Here is an 18,669-nt window from a genome sequence, read left to right on the forward strand (position 1 = left end):
CACCTAAGGAATATTTATAATCTGTATTATCTAATTTACTCCTCACAAAAAATTACCACTTCGTTAGCATTGTTAGAAAGTAGCAAATATTCATTTTTTTCTTCGTCAAAGAATTTTCACATTTGCTTAAAGCTAACATTGCGAATACGCCTGCTTCAATTTTAAAACCCTTACTTGTAGATGTATGCTACTAAACAAAGATTTACAACAATTAACATCAAAAGGATTAAGCCAAAACCAAATAAGGCAGCAACTACTGCTGTTTGAAAAAGGCTTTCCTCACTTACAACTCCAAAAAGCAGCAACCATTAAAAATGGTATTCTTTCGCTCACTGAAGAAGAAGCCGAAGATTTTATTTCAACCTATGAAAATGACTTCTTTGGCAAAGTTGAGAAATTTGTACCAGCTTCAGGTGCTGCAAGCCGGATGTTTAAACAAGTATTTGCTTGGCTAGATTGTAGAGATCACCAAGACACAATAGACAGAATCATCACTAACTTAAAAAAATTCGCCTTTTACCCTCAATTAAAGAAAGTACTCGACAACAAAGGATTACAACTTGATGAGCTATTAGAGACTCAAGATTACGCCCCAATTTTCACTACACTTCTTGAAGACATGAATTATGGAAACTTACCTAAGGGTTTGTTGAGCTTCCATAATTATGAAGAAGAAGAAACTCGTTTAGCTATTGAAGAACAATTGCTTGAGAGTGTTAGCTATATGCTAGATAAAGATGACTACATCAGAATCCATTTTACAATAGCCTCTCAACACATCTTAACCTTTAAGGATGCCATTAAGAAGTTAAGAGCGAAATATGCTGAAGAGCTTGGAAAAAAATTAGTCTTATCTTATTCTGTTCAACAACCAGGCACTGATACAATAGCCGTAGATGAAGATAATAAACCATTCAGAAATCATATAGGGCAAATTACCTTTAGGCCTGGAGGTCATGGTGCATTACTGTCCAACCTCAACAAACTGAATGCCGACCTTATTTTCATTAAGAATATTGACAATGTTCAGCATCAAGAATGGCGTAAATCGGTATCGAACTCTAAGAAAACATTAGCAGGAGTTCTAGTACACTATCAGAATTTAATTTTTGAGACCCTTCAAAAGATTGAACAACATCAGTTGACTGAAGAAAAATTAAAGGACGTAGAGCAAAAAATAAATCAGTTCTATAACCTCCCGACTTCTTATCATTCAACCTCATTTGAAGAAAAGAAAAAGTATCTTTATAAGATTCTAAACAGACCTATTAGAGTTTGTGGTATGGTTAAAAACGAAGGTCAACCCGGAGGTGGTCCATTTTGGGTTAAACATAAAGACGGTTCTAGCTCACTACAAATTGTCGAAATGGCTCAAATTGATGAAAGCAACCCAACTAATAAATCTTTAATCGCAGAAGCTACGCACTTCAATCCCGTCGATATTGTCTGCTCCATTAAAGACCATAAAGGTCAAAAATTTAACTTGGAAGAATTCAGAAATCCTGAAACGGGTTTTATTAGTATCAAATCACAAAAAGGAAAAACACTAAAAGCATTAGAACATCCCGGACTTTGGAATGGAAGCATGGAAGGATGGAACACCATCTTTGTAGAGGTTCCAAAACAGACTTTTTCTCCAGTAAAATGTATTTCAGACTTGCTCAATGAAGCACACTTGCCAATAGGCAACCCTATCTTATCCTAATTACCACAAAAGAGGCAATCTACTTAGATTGCCTCTTTTGTAATATCGAAGATTTTTAATTGATAAAATCGATACGTTCGTTGATTAGTTTTTTACAAACTTTCTCTAATAACTAGGTTTGTTTTCAAATAAAATTGAAAGTAAACTGACAGAGGATGATCGAGCGAAAAGAACAGACAAACACCTACCTCATTACCATCTTTACTTTAGGATTAATATTCCTTTCACAAACTGGTTTTACTCAGAAACGAAATAATTTAAGTATTACAGAAACGTATATGGGGTACTCACTTCAACGGATTTTCAATGATCTTGAAGAAAAGTACAACTTAGATTTTATCTATGAAAAAGAGAATTTAAGTAAAGAGATGCTATCGCCCAAGTTTTTTAAAAACATGAATCTTGAGCAGGTGATACAGAAACTACTAGAAAATACTACACTAAACTATCAAGTCTCTGATGGGAATAAAATCTTGATTTATCCAAAAGGAGAAGATATCAATAAAAAAATACAACCATCACGATTCAATTTTACACTTCGAGGAACCATAAAAGAAGAAGGAACCAACGAATTGCTCCCAAATGCTACTGTAATGATTGAGAGTACTCAAAAAGGAGCTGTCACGAATATTGATGGACACTTTTCAGTCATGAATGTCCCTTCAGACACATCTCAAATCATTGTCTATTACCTTGGTTATCTGCCAAAAAGGATTCAACTCCGTCCATTTTTATTTAACAAGAAAAATCAGATTGAAATCTACTTAGAACCTGATGAAACAGTTCTCCAAGAAGTAGTGGTAGAAGATGAAGGTATTCAGCAAGCGATGAAGCTCGCACAAAATGTTGGTCAAATCTCAGTCTCTCCACAAAAAATGGCGAGCCTACCAAGCTTAGGAGAAAGGGATATTTTCCGTTCAATGCAACTCTTACCTGGAGTAAGTGGCAGTAACGAAACCTCAGCAGGATTATATGTTAGAGGAGGAACTCCCGATCAAAACTTAATTCTTTATGATGGGATGAACATCTATCATGTCGGTCATTTTTACGGTTTTTTTAGTGCCTTTAATCCCAATACCATTAAAGATGTTCAGCTCTATAAAGGTGGTTTTGGAGCAGAGTATGGAGGTAGAGTTTCAAGCGTGGTAGACATAACAGGAAAAAATGGTAATACTGAAGACTTTTCACTCACTACCGGGTTAAGCTTACTATCAGCCAATGCAACTATGGAAATTCCTTTAGGTAATAAAGCTTCTTTAATTGTTGCAGGAAGAAAGTCATACGCTGAGATTCTACAATCTGGCTTATACCAAGATATCTTTGATCTGAACACATCTACACCCGATGAAATAACACCACCTCCTGGGGCTCCAAGCGGAGGACCAGATGGCGGTGGTTTCAATAGATCTAGGCAATCCGTAGAGCCTACATTTTCATTCTACGACCTAAATACAAAACTATATTTACACCCTACAGAAAAAGATGTGATCACCATGTCTTTTTACCATGGTAAAGATGAATTACAAAATAATTTTGATGGAGGAGGATTTTCATTTAGTTCTCAAAATGAAAACAGCCAAGAATGGGGTAATTATGGTGCAAGTATGAAATGGGGGCGTCAATGGAATGAAAAATGGTTTAGTAATTCCTCACTTTCTTACTCACAATACTTCAAAGACATTAATAACCTACGCACAATGCGTCGTCCTGATGATGATGAAGAAACCACTAGAGGTTTTGTAGAGTATAATGTACTCCAAGATCTGACACTCAGGCAGGACAACGAATACCAGTTAAATGCATCCAACACCTTGAAATTTGGAGCACAAGTAACCCTAAATGATGTCAATTATTTATATCAGCTTAATGATTCATTAGATGTGGTCAATGAAGATAAACAAGGAATGACAACTGCTATTTATCTTGAAGATGATATGAAAATCAATGATAAATGGAATTTAAAGCCAGGAATCAGAACGACTTACTATAATGGTACGGATCAATGGTATATAGAACCACGTTTATCGAGTACTTACAAAATCACAGACCGTTGGAAAATTAAAGGTTCTTGGGGTATTTACAATCAATACATGAATCAAGTTGTACGTAGTGATGTATTTACCGGTGACTCTGAATTCTGGCTTTTAGCTGATGATGAAAATGTATCTGTGACAAAAGCTCAACATTTCATTGGTGGTATCAGCTATGAAACTCCAAAATACCTTTTTGATATAGAAGGCTATTACAAAAAACTAAATGGGCTTACAGAATATAACCTTTACGTACAAAGAGGTCCTGAAACTAGCTCAGAAGATTACGATGAATTCTTCTATCAAGGAAATGGCGTGGCTAGAGGTCTTGACTTTTTGATTCAAAAAAAAGAAGGAAATTTCACAGGTTGGTTAACCTATACCCTTGGACAAGTAATCTATGATTTTGACGAATTAGCAGACAGAGCGTTCTACGCTTCACATGATCAAACACATGAAGTAAAACTCGTCACAAGTTATAAATGGAGAAAATGGGACTTTGGAGCTACTTGGATTTTTGCGACCGGAAAACCTTATACAGCCCCAGAAGGAGCATACGATATAACTCTTCCCGATGGAAATACCAATACTTATTTTGTAGCTGGGCAGAAAAACATAAACCGCCTACCAAATTATCATAGAATGGATCTTTCAGCAACCTATCATTTCAAACTAGGGAATAAGACCAAAGGGGACATTGGAATGTCAATCTTCAATGTCTATGATAATGACAATATTTGGTATAAAGAATTCCAAATCGTTGATGAAGAGATTGTAGAAACTGATGTAAACATGCTAGGCTTCACTCCAAACGTTTTCCTAACACTCTATTTCTAAACTGAACAAGCAATGAGATACTTAAACCATATCCTTTTACTCTTACTTTTCGCCTGTAATATTGACGAAGGAGTAGAACCATTACCTCAGATTCCTGTCGTTGAAGCTTTTGTTTATACAGGCTTACCTGTAGAAGATGTCAAAGTCAGTTTACCTTATTCGTATACTGACTCAACTATCGGTACTCAATATCTCAATGATTTAGATATCTATATCGAACAAAACGAAAATGTATTCTTACTAGAAAAACCGAAAGGAGACAAGTATTCTTATTCCAATTCTGCTATTGAAGTTAATGCAGGAGATAAATTAAAACTCTACTTCGAATATGAAGGCAAAATTGTTAGTGCAACTTCAATTGTACCTAACACACCTAGCACTCCGAATATTTCAACGCAATATATTCAAGGTCCGAAGATTTATGGAACCGATGAGACAAGTTATTGGAATGCACTCGACGCTATAGAATTGACATGGGAAAATGAAGATGTTATTACGCATTCATATCAAATTTTAAACTTGGAGCCAGATACAACGAAACTCACTCCACTCGTAGATGAAAGTTCTTCCTTTATCCAAGAAGACTTCCCTACCATACTCACAGACGGCACCTCAATAAATATCCGTCCTGAGGATTTCCCTTATTTTTCAACATATCAAATTAGTTTACTTACAGTCACTGATGAGTACATTGATTTTATTCAAAGTCAAAGAGAGAATGAAATGAATCTCACACCAGCAGCTTCAAATATTGAGAATGGACAAGGAATCTTTGCAACATTTTCAATTTGGTCTTCAGAAGTAGAAGTTAAACAAACAATCGAATAAAATTTAACCTCAAACCTATTAACTAAATAATACTATTGATAGTTTATGCATTGTTAGTAGATTTTATTCATCCATTATCAATCAACATTAGATGATAACTATGCATCAATAGACTTTTTTACTAATTTGGATTCCAATTCAAAATTAGCATCGACTCATATTTTTTTAGTTAATCATGCAAGAAGTCTACGAAAAGTACCTTAAGGAGCTAAAAAGCGAATCGGGGATCAGTGAAGAAGAGCTTAAGGATATTTTACAACAATTCCACCCAGCTGCACAAATGGGAATTGTTTCAAATATGCTTTTTTATATTCTCAATTTACAAACTCAACAATATGAATTCGTAAGTGAATATGCAGAGTCTGTATCTGGGTTTACAGCAGAGGATTTTTTAGAAAAAGGAACAGCAATATTACAGGAGTTACTTTATGAAAAATCCTTTAAACTACTAACCGAAGAGCTTTTTCCCAAAATGAATAAAGTGGTGACAGAATTGCCTCCAGAATTGATGAAAGAAGCAATTTTTGAACTAGGCTATCACTTTAAGAATAAAAAAACAGGAGAACTTGTCCCTATCACAGAATATAGTTCATATGCTAAACTAGACGAACAAGGTCGTCCTATACTTTCTTCGGGTGTTTGTTTAGAATCTAATACAGAATTTGAAGGAGTTAGCGGAATTGTAAGAATTAAACTAGAGAAAAAACAAGAAGTTATCTTTGACAAAAAAATTGGATATAATACTCTACCCCTCACAAAAACTGAGAAAGAGATTATTAAACTTTTAAAAGAAGGACGGTCTAGAAAGGAAATCGCAGAACTTCAGTTTGTATCCTCTCACACAGTTGGAACTCACATTAAAAACATTTATCGAAAGCTGGGAGTGAATAAAATAGCCGAGTTATTAAAGTTAATTGAGAATAATCCTATCGACTAAAATACTACTCCCCAATAGCTTTTTATAAAGTCTATTGGGGAGTATCTTTCTTAAAGGGTGATTACTTCCCCATCTTTTGGAATTAAAACCTCTACTCCCTCTTCCTTCGCTTTTTTAGCTAGGCTTTCTCTTGTCACTTGGCAATGATCTAAAGATTCAATGTGCGTTGCAATTACTTTTGCATTCGGTAACTTTCTAGCCACTTTTACAGTCTCTTCTTCATCCATCAAGATTCTGTCTTTCCCCATGAAAATAGCTCCACCAGAATTTGTAATCACAATATCTGGATTATGCTTTTCTAACTGCGCTTCGATACCACTATCCCACAAACAATCTCCAACTATATAAATAGACGGTGCACCTGTTGCAGTTAGTACAAAACCAGAAACCTCTCCCAACATCTCTAAAACATGGCTAGGTCCATGCTTCCCTACTGTTCGTGCGATATCCACACCTTCAAATTCTGCCGAGTCAGTAACAGTTACAATATTTTGGAAACCTGCATTTGTTACCCCTTCTGTATCAAAGCTCTGAATGTAAATCGGAAGATTTTTATCAAGAAGTTCTATTGCTGTTGGGTCTAGATGATCTGGATGAGCATGCGTTAATAAAATTGCATCTACTCCTTCCAAAATGTCTTTAACATCCAGTGTTAGATCAACTGTCGGGTTCAAATTTTGTGAGGGATCGACAAAAGACATCATGCTATTTTTCGCTCCAAGCATAGGGTCTACCAAAAAGGTTTTTCCAGCGTATGAGATTTTTAGTGAAGCATTTCTAATTAATTGAATATCTGTTTTTGACATGACTTTCATGAATTATGTAACACAACTGAATAGCAGCTTATTCACTCAAAAGCTAGCTAATATTCTTGAGTACAAAGGTCAAAAAAGCATCAATTCCTCACACTACCATACGCACCTCAATTTCTACCATTTTGATAAGCTAAACGAAAAGCAGTAGGGCTTTGCCCTGTCATATTCTTAAAAAATCGGGAAAGATGATTGGCTTCTGAAAATGAAAAATCCTCTGCTAATTCATCTACTGTTTTACTTGAATACAGTAAATCTTGCTTCAGTTCGAACAAGAGTCTTGACTTAATAAAAGCTGTAGGTGTTACATTAAATTGTTCTTTGATCAGTTTATTCAGCGTAATCCGACTAACCTCCATCTGTCGGGCATATTCTTCTACTCGCTGACTTACTCGAATATGTTTTTCTACTAACTTTCTGAACTGATATGCTGCATTATCATTAGAAATTGTTGTGGTTACAGTATAGGTTTCTGCATATCTTCGATTAAGAATAATCAGTAAGTAATACAGAATCGAACGGATTAGGTGAGCGCTATCGCTTTTAGGTTTAGGCAATTCAGCTTTTATCTCGTCAAGCTTCATCAGATACTCTTCCATTGAGGAATTTGCTACCTTTAAAACCAGTGGAAGCTCAGTTTGATAAAAGTAGAGTAAGCGATAAGTAAAGTAATTATCGGAAAAGAAATCATTCAAAAAATCTTCTTGAAAGACAATGAAAGAAGCTTCAAATGTTGATAAATCTACATTCCATTGATAACGCTGATTTGCAGAAATAAAAACAATAAGATTATCCTCTAAAGATATTTTCTTCCCATTCAAAATCAGTTCGCCATTCCCTTTCTTAACAATAATGATTTGGAAAAAATCAGCAGTTTGTACGGAGTCAGGTAATTTCAGCTCTGCATTTACATCTAGAATATTCAATAAGAAATCTACTCCACAGATTGTTTTATTGAACTTAACATGTTCCATAACGCTCTCCTCTTCTTGGTTATTCTTGAAATGCAAAGATACAATAGCTTAGCGTACTGATAGATTAACTTTAGAAATCTTCACGACATTAGTCAATTATCGGATATCCAAATCATACTTACTCAATAAGCCAACAAGCCCTGCCGAGCTAAATTTCGTTTTTTTCAGGTTATTGATATCTGGATCAATGGTAAAATTAGAAGCCGTTCTAAAATTCGCTTTACTCAAATTGCAGTTTTCAAATAACGTCCCATCAAGTTCTGTTTTTGAAAAATCAGACTCCATCAACTCGCAATCCATAAAAGAGGCTTGATGAATATGGCAATTTTGGAAATAGGTCTTTTGTAATTTCAAGTGACTGAATACACAGTAATCAAGGTTTGAACTAGTAAAAGAAAGTGATAAGAATAGCGAATTACATTCCGAAAATTTCACGCCTACCAATTTACTTTCCAAGAAAGAAACATCATTTAATGTAGCTTCAGAGACATTTAAGTTCGACAAATTGCACTGTTCAAAAGTACATTCTACAAACTTAGCAGAAGTAGCAAACTGATCTGAAAAATCACAATTGATAAATGTACAATACTCAAATTCAGCTCCTCTTAATTCTTCAGAACTAAACTTTTTCCCCTTAAATGTTTCCTCATCAAAAACCTTCATAATTCCGTTATTAAATTCGACTGCGAATATATCAATTTACAACTTCTGAATCACCCACAAAATACTTAAACCCACCATCAAAATAGCGACAAACCACCATTGAGAAACCTCCTCTTGAATCTCCTTAATTTTCGGACTTTGCTTCTCTAGCTGACTTAGATCCAACAACTGTTGATAAAGGGCATACTTCTGATAAGTTTTCCAATTCTCAGAAGAAGAAACATAGATATTTTGTATACCATGACCATCATCCACAGCATGCCAACCTTGTTCCTCGAAGACAGGACTGTTGTTAGTATGCTTTGCCAAATCTTCTCTTACATTCAAGTAGTAAGTCTCCTCTTTAGAAGAAGGCGAAACAATCTTAAAAGACTTCAGACCATCTGCGTTTACTTCTGTCTTCTGATTGTTAAAGACTAGATTTGGAAATTGAAAAGACTTCACCTTATTCTTTCTTGCGGTCAGCTGAATCAATTCTGACCAATACGTTTCATATTGCTCCTTCTGACTATACAGTTTCCAAACATACGTATTCAACACACGATTGATTGCTACTTTTCCTTTCTGACGAAAGACAACTTCACTTCCTATTAGATCATCACTTGTTGATACTTCAAACTTCATCTCACTTGTTTTCAACGTCCAAGGACTAATTGCTAGATCGTAATCCGTTTCATATTCTTTTGAATCTTTTTGAAGTTTAATATTCTTTAAAATAGGACTCACGGAAGCCTTCTCACTACTTCCTCTTACGATCAATCCGATACCATTCTTCACTAATTTATCCCATTTCTTTTGAGAACTAGATGTAAGCTTTTCAAAATATTCTTGAGTGGTAATAATCAGGTCGAACTGTTCTAAGTACTTTTGATTTTTAGCCGAAAAACTCCCATTAATTCCTTTCGTCTTTTCTTGGTTATAAATCTCTTTTGAGACCGCGGTATGATATGCCCAATCATGTTCTTTTTCTGTCAGCCAATTTTTCAAAAACTTAAATTCAAAATCGGGTGAATTATTGACCAACAAAATCTTTAACGCTTGAGGAGCGAAAACCTCAATCCCAAAATCTAAAATATTTGCTGTTCCTTCTAAATCTAGCTCATACTTCCATAGCCCAGCTTGTTTAGGATAGATTTCAAATTTAAACGTAGACACTTTCCCTTCTTTCAATGCGATTTGTGTAGAATCTAGTATTCCTTCAGCACCTTTAAGGTAAAGCATCTTTTTATCTTCACGATCACCAATTATATTTCCCGAAATCGTAGCCTTTTCACCTAGTTCGATCTGATTATCTTGTTCAAAATCAATAATTCCAGAAATCGCATAAGGAAGAGATAATTCAAAAGGAATTTTAGAAAGGACTTCAACATCTGCATCATTTAGTTCTAACGTTGCGATTCTCAAACTTGACACATTTGGATTTTCAGCGAACAGATAATCTAAACCTTCTATTGACTTCTCTTCTGCTCTGAGTGTGACTACAGAAGTTTCATCATATCGTTTTTGGAAAACTGCAACACTATCTTTCGGAGTATCTTGTCCTATCACCAAAAAAGAATCTGCTGATACTTCCTTTAAAATTGAAGGCTTCAAGCCTAAACCTAACAATCCCGTTCCGATTAACAGATACGCTAAAATACTCGTTGCAACAAAAGGTTTTCGTTGACGAATATGAAAAATAATCCCCAATGCTAGCAGTAAAAACACGCCTAAAATAAGTGGCAGATGATTCACCCAATGTATATCAATATGTAGTTTGTTCACGATCTTCAAAAAATAGATTTAACATTGATGACTAAGGACTAAAGCTGTTTGTAATAAGCTTCCAAAAGTTTAGATTCCTTCCCTCTTAGCTTTGTTGGAGCTTTTGTAGCTGATTCCATCGTTTGTATAATAGTCTCTAAGACTTTTTCAGTGTCCAACTTCTGATGCTTTGAAAGTCCGTTTTCCTCAATCAGACTTAGGAGCGGATCAAGGCTTGTCAATTTTGAAGGACTTTCTGTCAATAGCTTTTCAGATAATTCATTCCCGACTTGTCTTAATAGAATGATTTCATCAGCTGAAAAACCGACATTCTTCCAATGCTCACTTTGCAAAAGCAAAACCCCGTCTGCTAAAACAGACTTCGCTTGCTTGGAGACAGCTTTCTGAGTGCTAGACCTTGATTTCAATTCATATAATTCGCCACTTAATCGCTTTTCTGCAACCTTAAGTGGAGGCGGAGAAAAACCAACTCGTTCCACATAAATACGGGAGCGTTTCTGAATTTCCTTGATGTATTCGAGTGCTTTTTCTTCAAATGGAATGGCTTTCTTTGGAGTCGCTAATCGAAGTTGAAGCTCAGCATCCCACATCTGAGCGAGCGCGGCTTTCAACAAAGACTTCAGTGCATTGTCAAAGAATGTAGAGACATCTGAATGATCATGATTATGAAAATAAGGTTCTATTTCTGCCCCAACTTCCCCGAATTCCTTCTCATCTGCACCTATTTCTTCTTCATGACCAGGATGACCAGGATGATCATGACCAGCATGTGCAGCATGTTCCTCAGGTGTTTCATGCTCATGTCCCTTTTCTGTCACTTTTTCTTTATCATCAGTTGCATGAGCCGAATGATCATGGTATTTACGCCCAAAATGTGCGGCATGCTCTTCAGGTGTTTCATGTTCGTGACCTTTTTCTGTTACCTTTCCCTCATGTTTATCATGACCATCTCCCTCATCCATAGGTCCGATTACCGTTACGGCTTCTTCCCCCAAAAACTTTCCATAACGCAGTCGTAAAATCTTCTGATCTGCCGCAATACTATTGCTACGCTCTTTAAATTCTTGATCAGATAATGAGGCTTTTTCAGCAATTAGCTTCTTTGTATCAATAATAATCTGACGTTGAGATCTGAAATATTCGGGCATCACATCTACTGCCAATCCACCTTGAAAAGTCAGCTGTTCTTTGTTCGGGTCTTTGATAGAAATGATATAGACATCCGTTTTTGCCCACTGTCCTTTGGGCTTATTGTCTTTTGCCCAAAATTGCAGATACAATTCATCCCCTGTTTCAGCCTTTAGAGCATCAAAATTCAAGATGGAAGATAGCTTTTGATCCTTATCCCCTTTTCGGAATCCCTCCAAAGGTAAAGGCACTTCTCTAAACTTAACAGACTCCCCTTCTCCTCTCGAAAGTGTAAGCATTAATTTTGCTTCTACAATACCGAAGTCATCTGAGGCTTTTGCTTGTAGTTCTAGTTCAAAGTTTGATTGATAATCGACTTGTGTAAAGGCTTCTAAACCCAGCAAAGTGACTTTAGGCTTTTCATCCGCTTTCACTTGAATCAAAAAGTTACGAGAAGTCTGAACTATGGAATCATTTTCATATTTCAACTGATAAACTGAAGGAGCATACATTCTCTTTTCTCCTTGAAAAAAATCACCATTCTGCCTAAAAGGCAATTGTTCTTTCTGGTCAAAAACAAGCTGAACCTTCTGAGGTAAACTTGAAAACTTCGCATTCCAAGTCACTTGACTTCCTTCCAAGATATTCAGATTCCCATTTGTGTCTTTCGTTGTAGAAAGCTTTGTATAACTAGGCGGAAGAACATTGATTTCTATCCCTTCTAACTGTGGAAAATCTTTAGCTGTCACACTCGAATTAATCCATGTCTCTTTTTCAAAAGATGGCACTTCAGCTAAAGGCTTTAGGGTAAAAGAAGCCCCCATAACCATTACAAAAAGTCCTAAACTCAGCATTGAAATTCTGAATCGGAACGGCAGACGAATGAAAGCCTTATTCTCCATAAAATAAGCTTCAACTTTGTCTTTTTGCAGTCTTTCCAATACCGAATCAGTATCAGAAATAAGTAGCTCGGCACTATGTTCAAATGAAGGATATTGCTGATTTAAATAGCGGAAAATTTCTGCATAGCCCTTTCCAAAAAAGTCTTTCTGAATGAATCTTCCAATCAATAAAGCCAAAGCACTTATTCCTCCTGCCAGTTGAATCCATAATTGATCAACCCAAAACAATTCATTCAATGTTTGAACGAAAAAATACAGCGTTATACTCAATAGGACTGAACGGAATGCTATTCCTAATCGCCAATTTCGCTTTAGCTTATGTAAATGTTGTAATACTATTTCCTCCATCGTTCTAGCCTTTTCGAATTGCCAAATAACGTTCTACACCAATTAGGATAAATACAAGCCACCATAACCAAATCTGCATATTCTTATTCACCGATCGCTGCTTTTCAATTGGAATCAACTGCTCAATCTTTTCTTTTTCCTTCTCAGATAAATGCCTTACATCTGCTTTTGAAATGGCTTCTTCATTTAGGTAATCAGCCATCAAGAGTTTTAGTAAAATACTCGGAAGCTGTTCCTCAAAATCGATAACGGCTTTTGCTTCTCGTGCATCATAAGACAATGTCCATTCACCTCCTTCTCCTTCGAATTGTATATGTTTCAATCCGCTTTTATGATGCAAAATGGAAAAGGAGTTTTGATGAGAGTTAGTTGCTTTTCGCCCTAAATAGATATGCCAATCGGCTACGCTATCTGTCTGTTGAATCGTTATTAGTTTTTGTGCTTCAATCGCCTTGAGCGCCGCTTCAACTCGCCTTTTTTCAAAAGAATAAGATTTTGCAGCATGGACTTTAAGCTTAAGTTTAGGCTTCTGCTCTAAAGCGACTTTATCATCTTTGAACATCAATTGCCAATTTCCTTGAGCATCCAATACTGCCTTTAAGGTGTCACCTCCTACAGACCATAGATAAGGTTTTTCAAAAGTGAAACCCTCTGAACTAAGATTTTGTACATTTTCATCACCTTCCGACCACCAAACTCTGACTTGTTCTTTTTCTTGAAATACACCAACTAATGATCTCACAGACTCCTTTTCGCCTATCCAATGCCATTGGGTATGAAAGCTAAGCTTAGGTGTATTCCCTTCAAAAAATTGCTTACGAGCCCTCACATAAACCGCTACAGTATCAAGCTGTGGATACTCGCGGTCTAGCATTTTTAATGCTTGCCAAATCGTATGCGTCTTTACTTCCGCTTCCGAGCGTTGGAATATTTCGTCCTTTTGCCAAAGAATGATAGTCTGATTTTCATCAAATTCTTTAGCTAAATCAGCTGAAACTTGAGCTTCCAAAAGGTTTATTCGATTGCTCGTTTGTTGCCACTGAAAAGGTGGGAATTTGGGTATGGCTATCAGAAAAATAAGACTCATGACAATCGCAGAACGAAGTAAAAAAAGTCTTCTTTCATTGAATTTGAGTCGACTAATCTTCGCAAACTTATCCTCCATCAGAAGTCGTACACTCCCAAATGGGATCTCCTTCCCTTGTTTACGGTACCATAAATGGATCAACAAAGGAATAAGAATGAGACTAAGTCCCCAGAGATATGTGTTATGTTGGAACAAAATGATGTTTGTGATTTAGTGTTTTTAATTAAACTTCAAATTGAAGTATTTATCTTTTTATTCTATGCCTTGACACAAAACTGTTTCATGCTTTTCCCATCCCGAAAATCCTTGTACAGACATGAATTAAATAAATGGAATACAGGTAATAAGTAATCTATCCTTAGAGTTAACGAAGTGATCTAAGGATTTCTCTATGAAAGCAAGAGTATTTAGACTCCAAAATCTGCTAAAATGTCGAGTCTGAAGACTCTAATTCCCATTTCTTAATTCGAAGATCGCTTCGCTAACTCTTCGAATAGAATACAGGTAATCATTTGTCCTAGTACTTACATTAATAACTTTCGAAGAACACTCCCTTCATCTGCATCTAGTAATACTTCCATATATGAAATACCCGATTGCAGAAATTGTTCTTGTAACTGAGCTTGCCAAGTACGAAAGGCTTTTTGGTATTGCGTTTTATTTTCTTTTCCCCCAATTAATATTTTTTTCCCAGACTCTAGATCAACCAAGGTATTTCCCGTTTTGAAGTCGAGCGTTTTCTCTTTCTCCCCTAACAAATGCAAGCAAATCACTTGATGTCCCATACTTCTCCAATAGCGAAGAAGTTCATACATATTTTCGTCTTCTTGGTAGAAATCCGTAAAAAATAGAATCAGACTTCTTTTCTGTAAAAACTCAAAGGCATGAAGACTTTCCTTGTAGCTTAACCACGATTGAATTGGGGCTAGCTTGGTCAGAAAATCATAGAGAAAAGGAATATCTCCTCGTTTTTCTACAGTTTGAGATATCACTTGTGAAGTTGGAGAAAAAGCAGAAAGTTTAAATCCATCACCTTGTTTTGCTACAATATTCCCTGCCAATGCGGCCAGTAATCGTGCTTTATCAAACTTAGAAATTCCTTCTTCTGCATAAAGCATTGAACGGCTATTATCCAAAATGACTTGTACAGGAATCCGCGCTTCCAACTCCGACTCTTTGATGAGGTAATTCCCTGTTCGAGCAAGTACTTTCCAATCCAGATTTCGGGGGTCATCTCCTGCCATATACGTTCTGTATTGGCTAAATTCCATTCCCGTTCCCTTCTGATTATTCCACTGCAAGCCAAACTGCATTCCATCTAACAATTGATTGACTAAGAGTTCCAATTGTTCTACCGAAGCCAAATGACGGGCGAGTATTTTTTCGGAAAGCTTCATTAGAGCACTGCAGCTTTAAGTTCAATTTTGGAGAAAAGGACATCAATCACTTGATCTGCGGTTGTACCATCAGCTATAGCTTGGAAATTGAGGAGTATTCTATGTCGCAATACGGGTTTGGCTACAGCCTCCAAATCTTCTGGAATAACAGCAAATCTTCCATTCATCAAGGCTCTAGCTTTTGCGGTAAGAATCAATGCTTGCCCTGCTCTTGGTCCAGCACCCCATCGCAAAGATTGTTTTGCCTCTTCTACACTAGAATCTTGTGGACGAGTAGAGCGGATCAATTGATTTACGAATCTTACTAAATCTTCATTTATACTGACTTCTCGAACCAAGTATTGCAGCTCTTTGATTTCCTCTTTTGAAAGTACAGCATTGACTTCTGCTTTTTTATTGGTCGTTGTCGAAAGTAATACTTGCAATTCGTCTGCTTCAGAAAGGTAACCCACCTTTACATACAGTAAAAAACGGTCGAGTTGTGCTTCTGGCAATTGGAATGTTCCCGCTTGTTCAATCGGGTTTTGCGTAGCGACAATGAAGAATGGCTCATCTAGTTTGTAGTCTTTTCCTGCATAAGTCACCTTTTTCTCTTGCATTGCTTCCAAAAGTGCTGCTTGTGTTTTGGGTGGAGTACGGTTTATCTCATCGGCAAGCAAAACGTTCGTAAAGATTGGACCTTGTACAAATTCAAAATGGCTTTGTTTACCACCTTCACCTTGTCTGAGTATTTCAGTTCCAAGAATATCCGTAGGCATCAAATCTGGTGTAAACTGAATTCTATTGAAGCCTAAGTCAACACCTTTGGCTAGGGTATTTACCATAAGCGTTTTTGCTACTCCCGGAACACCTTCCAGAAGTGCATGCCCATTTGCTAATAAAGCAATCAGCATTTGCTCAACAGCTTCTTCCTGACCGATGATAACCTTAGCCACTTCAGCTTTGAGCTCTTGTAATTTTGATGTTAGTTGTTGTATATGTTTTGTATCCATTGTCAGTTAGAGTAATAGAAGATTAATTGAGATCACGTAAATCTATCCTTAGAGTTTGCGAAGCTATCTAAGGATTTTTAGATGAGGGTAAGAGTCTTCAGACTCGAAAATTCTACAAATATGTCGAGTCTGAAGAACTGTGTCCGCCTCTCTCATTCATTTTTAAGTTCTTAGAGTAACTCTAAGAACAGTAGTTTTTATACCGATAATATTTGTCCAAGTATTCAATAATGTATCATGGCTTAACTATTAAGCGCATACATAATGATATTCACACCAAATCGAGTATTATCTACTGCTAGCCACCTCTTATTTCTGAAATCATAATCCCATTCGCAGCCATAATCTTTATTGCTGTAAAGCACGCCAATTCGCCCATTAATGATAATCGCTTTTAGGTATTCGTGGACTAAATCATCTCCCCATCCATTTAATTCTTGAGAAGTAGTTGGAGGACCATCTTCAAATTCAAAAAAGGATGTATAAATAGGATGTGTATTCGGGATTTTTACGAGTGCATCAGCACCAAAAATATCCGCCATCTGATTTTCAAAAGATTTAGCAAATAAGCCATCTATATCATGATTGCAATCGTCTGCGAATACAAAGCCTCCATTTTCTACATATTGCTTGAAGTTCTGTTTCTCTTGTGCATCAAACTGCACCAGTTTATGTCCGCTGATATAGCAAAAAGGAGAACTAAAGATTTTGGGACTTGATAAAGGGACTACACGTTCTTGTTCCTCAATTGGAATATTGGTGTATTCTACCAAAGAGTTTAAAAGATTGGAAGGCATACGCTGGTCTGTGTTCCAATCTCCAGAATTGTATTGTAATCGTGTAAAAAAGAATTTGCTCAATGGTTTAGCTATTTTGAAACCCACTCTTAATCCCCTTTCGAAAAAGAGATTAACGAGTGGGTTTTATCATACACTAATTAGATAGCATCTGAAAGACTTGTAAATGTAAAGTCTCTGATCTTCATTGGAGGAATCATTTTCCCATCAAAACGAACAGGTTTACCCAAGTCTTCAATGTTATTCAACATGATTACTGGACTTTCATTGAAACGCATATTCTTAATAGGGAATTTGATCTTTCCATTCTCAATGTAGAAAGTTCCGTCACGAGTTAGCCCTGTATAAAGTAACGTCTGAGGGTCTACCGAACGGATATACCACAAGCGAGTGACTAAGATACCTTTCTCAGTACTTTCGATCAGTTCTTGTGTAGACTTATCGCCACCTACCATAATCATGTTTGAAGGTCTTGGCATAGCGACTTCTCCATTTTTATCAGCCCAATAACGGCTTCTGAATAAGTTTTTCACTACTCCATTCTCAACCCACATTGTTTTTTCACGAGGAAGACCATCGCCACTGATTGCTGAAGCAGGAACTTCTGGATGCCAAGGGTCAGAGTAAATCGTTACTCTTTCGTCGAACATCTTCTCTCCGATTTTAGTACCTCCACCTCTTTTAGACATAAAACTACGTCCTTCATCGGCAGAACGAGCACTCATATTGAAGCCCATATTTCTGATCAAATCAGCTGAAGCTGCTGGTTCAAGAATTACAGTGTATTTCCCTGGCTCAATCGCTTTTGCATTACGAGAATCTGTTGCTTTTTGTACCGCAATTGATGTAGCTTTTTCAATGTCAAACTTAGATACATCATTGAAATCACGACGAACCCAACCCGAACCTGTACCGTCTTTCGAACGGACAGTTAGTGTAAAGTCCATACTTGTAGATTCTTCGTAAGCGAAAAGTCCTTTAGAATTTGCTGATGCTTCAAAAGAAGCTTCATCTTCTAAGAAACCTGCTGCTACTAAATCATTTTTCTCCGCCATTGTGATACTTGTTTCAGCTACTTTTGCTCGGAATTCTGGGTTGATTTCCGCTGTAGCCTTTGTATACATTGGCGTTGGTTTATATTCATGAGGTCCTTCTAGAGGCATGTACTCAGGATTCTCTGGAGCAAGTTTTGCCAACTCCTCGGAACGCTCTACAACTCTTTTCAAGGATTCTTTATCCAATTCATTTGTTGTAGCTACTCCTGATTTCTTTCCATAAGTAGATCTTACAGCAAGTTCTAAATCTGATTTCATACCTGCAGTAGAAACCGTATTTCTAGCATAACGGATATTTCCACTGTTGCTACCACCTAGTGTCACTTCACACTCATCGGCAGTAGAGAAGCTCAATACCTTGTCTAAGATGATTTTTGCTTCCTCTTTGGTTAATAATGCCATGTTACTTTGTT

The 18,669-nt window shown here is 36.6% G+C and carries 14 protein-coding genes; 4 read left to right on the forward strand and 10 right to left on the reverse strand.

Annotated elements, in window-relative coordinates:
- Positions 1 to 184: 184 nt before the first annotated feature.
- The 4 genes from BC781_RS09775 (at position 185) to BC781_RS09790 (ending at position 6,337) form a co-directional block, all read left to right on the forward strand.
- Positions 185 to 1,705 carry a DUF4301 family protein gene (locus BC781_RS09775; protein ID WP_109617061.1) on the forward strand — a complete coding sequence of 507 codons (1,521 nt, stop codon included), beginning with the start codon at positions 185 to 187 and terminating at the stop codon, positions 1,703 to 1,705.
- Between the two features lie 155 nt (positions 1,706 to 1,860).
- Positions 1,861 to 4,572 (forward strand): TonB-dependent receptor domain-containing protein, encoded by a 2,712-nt coding sequence (locus BC781_RS09780; protein WP_109617064.1) that lies wholly within the window; start codon positions 1,861 to 1,863, stop codon positions 4,570 to 4,572.
- Positions 4,573 to 4,584: 12 nt separating this feature from the next.
- A complete protein-coding gene (locus tag BC781_RS09785) occupies positions 4,585 to 5,400 on the forward strand; it encodes a DUF4249 family protein (RefSeq protein ID WP_109617065.1) in 816 nt (271 codons plus the stop codon).
- A gap of 175 nt (positions 5,401 to 5,575) precedes the next feature.
- Complete coding sequence (locus BC781_RS09790) at positions 5,576 to 6,337, forward strand: helix-turn-helix transcriptional regulator (protein ID WP_109617067.1); 762 nt, start codon at positions 5,576 to 5,578, stop codon at positions 6,335 to 6,337.
- A 50-nt stretch (positions 6,338 to 6,387) separates the two neighbouring features.
- Here the strand turns inward: BC781_RS09790 and BC781_RS09795 are convergent, their stop codons facing one another.
- The 10 genes from BC781_RS09795 to BC781_RS09840 form a co-directional block, all read right to left on the reverse strand.
- Positions 6,388 to 7,143: an MBL fold metallo-hydrolase gene (locus BC781_RS09795; protein WP_158281436.1), complete on the reverse strand. Its 756-nt coding sequence runs from the start codon at positions 7,141 to 7,143 to the stop codon at positions 6,388 to 6,390.
- 116 nt (positions 7,144 to 7,259) lie between these two features.
- On the reverse strand, positions 7,260 to 8,123 hold the full coding sequence (locus tag BC781_RS09800; protein WP_109617071.1) for an AraC family transcriptional regulator: 864 nt from the start codon (positions 8,121 to 8,123) through the stop codon (positions 7,260 to 7,262).
- A 96-nt stretch (positions 8,124 to 8,219) separates the two neighbouring features.
- Positions 8,220 to 8,786, reverse strand: a complete 567-nt coding sequence (locus BC781_RS09805; RefSeq protein ID WP_109617073.1) for a pentapeptide repeat-containing protein — start codon at positions 8,784 to 8,786, stop codon at positions 8,220 to 8,222.
- Positions 8,787 to 8,822: 36 nt separating this feature from the next.
- The gene (locus tag BC781_RS09810; RefSeq protein WP_146201666.1) at positions 8,823 to 10,550 is read right to left on the reverse strand and encodes a hypothetical protein; all 1,728 of its coding nucleotides are present in this window, start codon (positions 10,548 to 10,550) and stop codon (positions 8,823 to 8,825) included.
- A 38-nt stretch (positions 10,551 to 10,588) separates the two neighbouring features.
- A complete protein-coding gene (locus BC781_RS09815; RefSeq protein WP_146201667.1) occupies positions 10,589 to 12,928 on the reverse strand; it encodes a DUF4175 family protein in 2,340 nt (779 codons plus the stop codon).
- Between the two features lie 4 nt (positions 12,929 to 12,932).
- The gene (locus BC781_RS09820; RefSeq protein ID WP_158281437.1) at positions 12,933 to 14,210 is read right to left on the reverse strand and encodes a BatA domain-containing protein; all 1,278 of its coding nucleotides are present in this window, start codon (positions 14,208 to 14,210) and stop codon (positions 12,933 to 12,935) included.
- A gap of 329 nt (positions 14,211 to 14,539) precedes the next feature.
- Positions 14,540 to 15,412, reverse strand: a complete 873-nt coding sequence (locus tag BC781_RS09825) for a DUF58 domain-containing protein (protein ID WP_109617081.1) — start codon at positions 15,410 to 15,412, stop codon at positions 14,540 to 14,542.
- Entirely contained in the window at positions 15,412 to 16,404 is a 993-nt protein-coding gene (locus BC781_RS09830) for an AAA family ATPase (RefSeq protein ID WP_109617083.1), read from the reverse strand. Before BC781_RS09830 ends, BC781_RS09825 begins: the two co-directional genes overlap by 1 nt.
- A 242-nt stretch (positions 16,405 to 16,646) precedes the next feature.
- On the reverse strand, positions 16,647 to 17,264 hold the full coding sequence (locus BC781_RS09835; RefSeq protein ID WP_109617986.1) for a DUF4159 domain-containing protein: 618 nt from the start codon (positions 17,262 to 17,264) through the stop codon (positions 16,647 to 16,649).
- 77 nt (positions 17,265 to 17,341) lie between these two features.
- Positions 17,342 to 18,658: a TldD/PmbA family protein gene (locus BC781_RS09840; RefSeq protein ID WP_109617085.1), complete on the reverse strand. Its 1,317-nt coding sequence runs from the start codon at positions 18,656 to 18,658 to the stop codon at positions 17,342 to 17,344.
- Between the last annotated feature and the right edge of the window lie 11 nt (positions 18,659 to 18,669).

It is taken from the genome of Sediminitomix flava (genome assembly GCF_003149185.1).
Lineage (GTDB): Bacteria > Bacteroidota > Bacteroidia > Cytophagales > Flammeovirgaceae > Sediminitomix > Sediminitomix flava.

Excerpts from the sequence above, each read along its gene's own strand:
- BC781_RS09840 (WP_109617085.1), bottom strand. The coding sequence starts at position 18,658 with ATGGCATTATTAACCAAAGAGGAAGCAAAAATCATCTTAGACAAGGTA.
- BC781_RS09795 (WP_158281436.1), bottom strand. The coding sequence starts at position 7,143 with ATGTCAAAAACAGATATTCAATTAATTAGAAATGCTTCACTAAAAATC.
- BC781_RS09785 (WP_109617065.1), top strand. The coding sequence starts at position 4,585 with ATGAGATACTTAAACCATATCCTTTTACTCTTACTTTTCGCCTGTAAT.
- BC781_RS09800 (WP_109617071.1), bottom strand. The coding sequence starts at position 8,123 with ATGGAACATGTTAAGTTCAATAAAACAATCTGTGGAGTAGATTTCTTA.
- BC781_RS09790 (WP_109617067.1), top strand. The coding sequence starts at position 5,576 with ATGCAAGAAGTCTACGAAAAGTACCTTAAGGAGCTAAAAAGCGAATCG.
- BC781_RS09815 (WP_146201667.1), bottom strand. The coding sequence starts at position 12,928 with ATGGAGGAAATAGTATTACAACATTTACATAAGCTAAAGCGAAATTGG.
- BC781_RS09775 (WP_109617061.1), top strand. The coding sequence starts at position 185 with ATGCTACTAAACAAAGATTTACAACAATTAACATCAAAAGGATTAAGC.
- BC781_RS09780 (WP_109617064.1), top strand. The coding sequence starts at position 1,861 with ATGATCGAGCGAAAAGAACAGACAAACACCTACCTCATTACCATCTTT.
- BC781_RS09805 (WP_109617073.1), bottom strand. The coding sequence starts at position 8,786 with ATGAAGGTTTTTGATGAGGAAACATTTAAGGGGAAAAAGTTTAGTTCT.
- BC781_RS09825 (WP_109617081.1), bottom strand. The coding sequence starts at position 15,412 with ATGAAGCTTTCCGAAAAAATACTCGCCCGTCATTTGGCTTCGGTAGAA.
- BC781_RS09830 (WP_109617083.1), bottom strand. The coding sequence starts at position 16,404 with ATGGATACAAAACATATACAACAACTAACATCAAAATTACAAGAGCTC.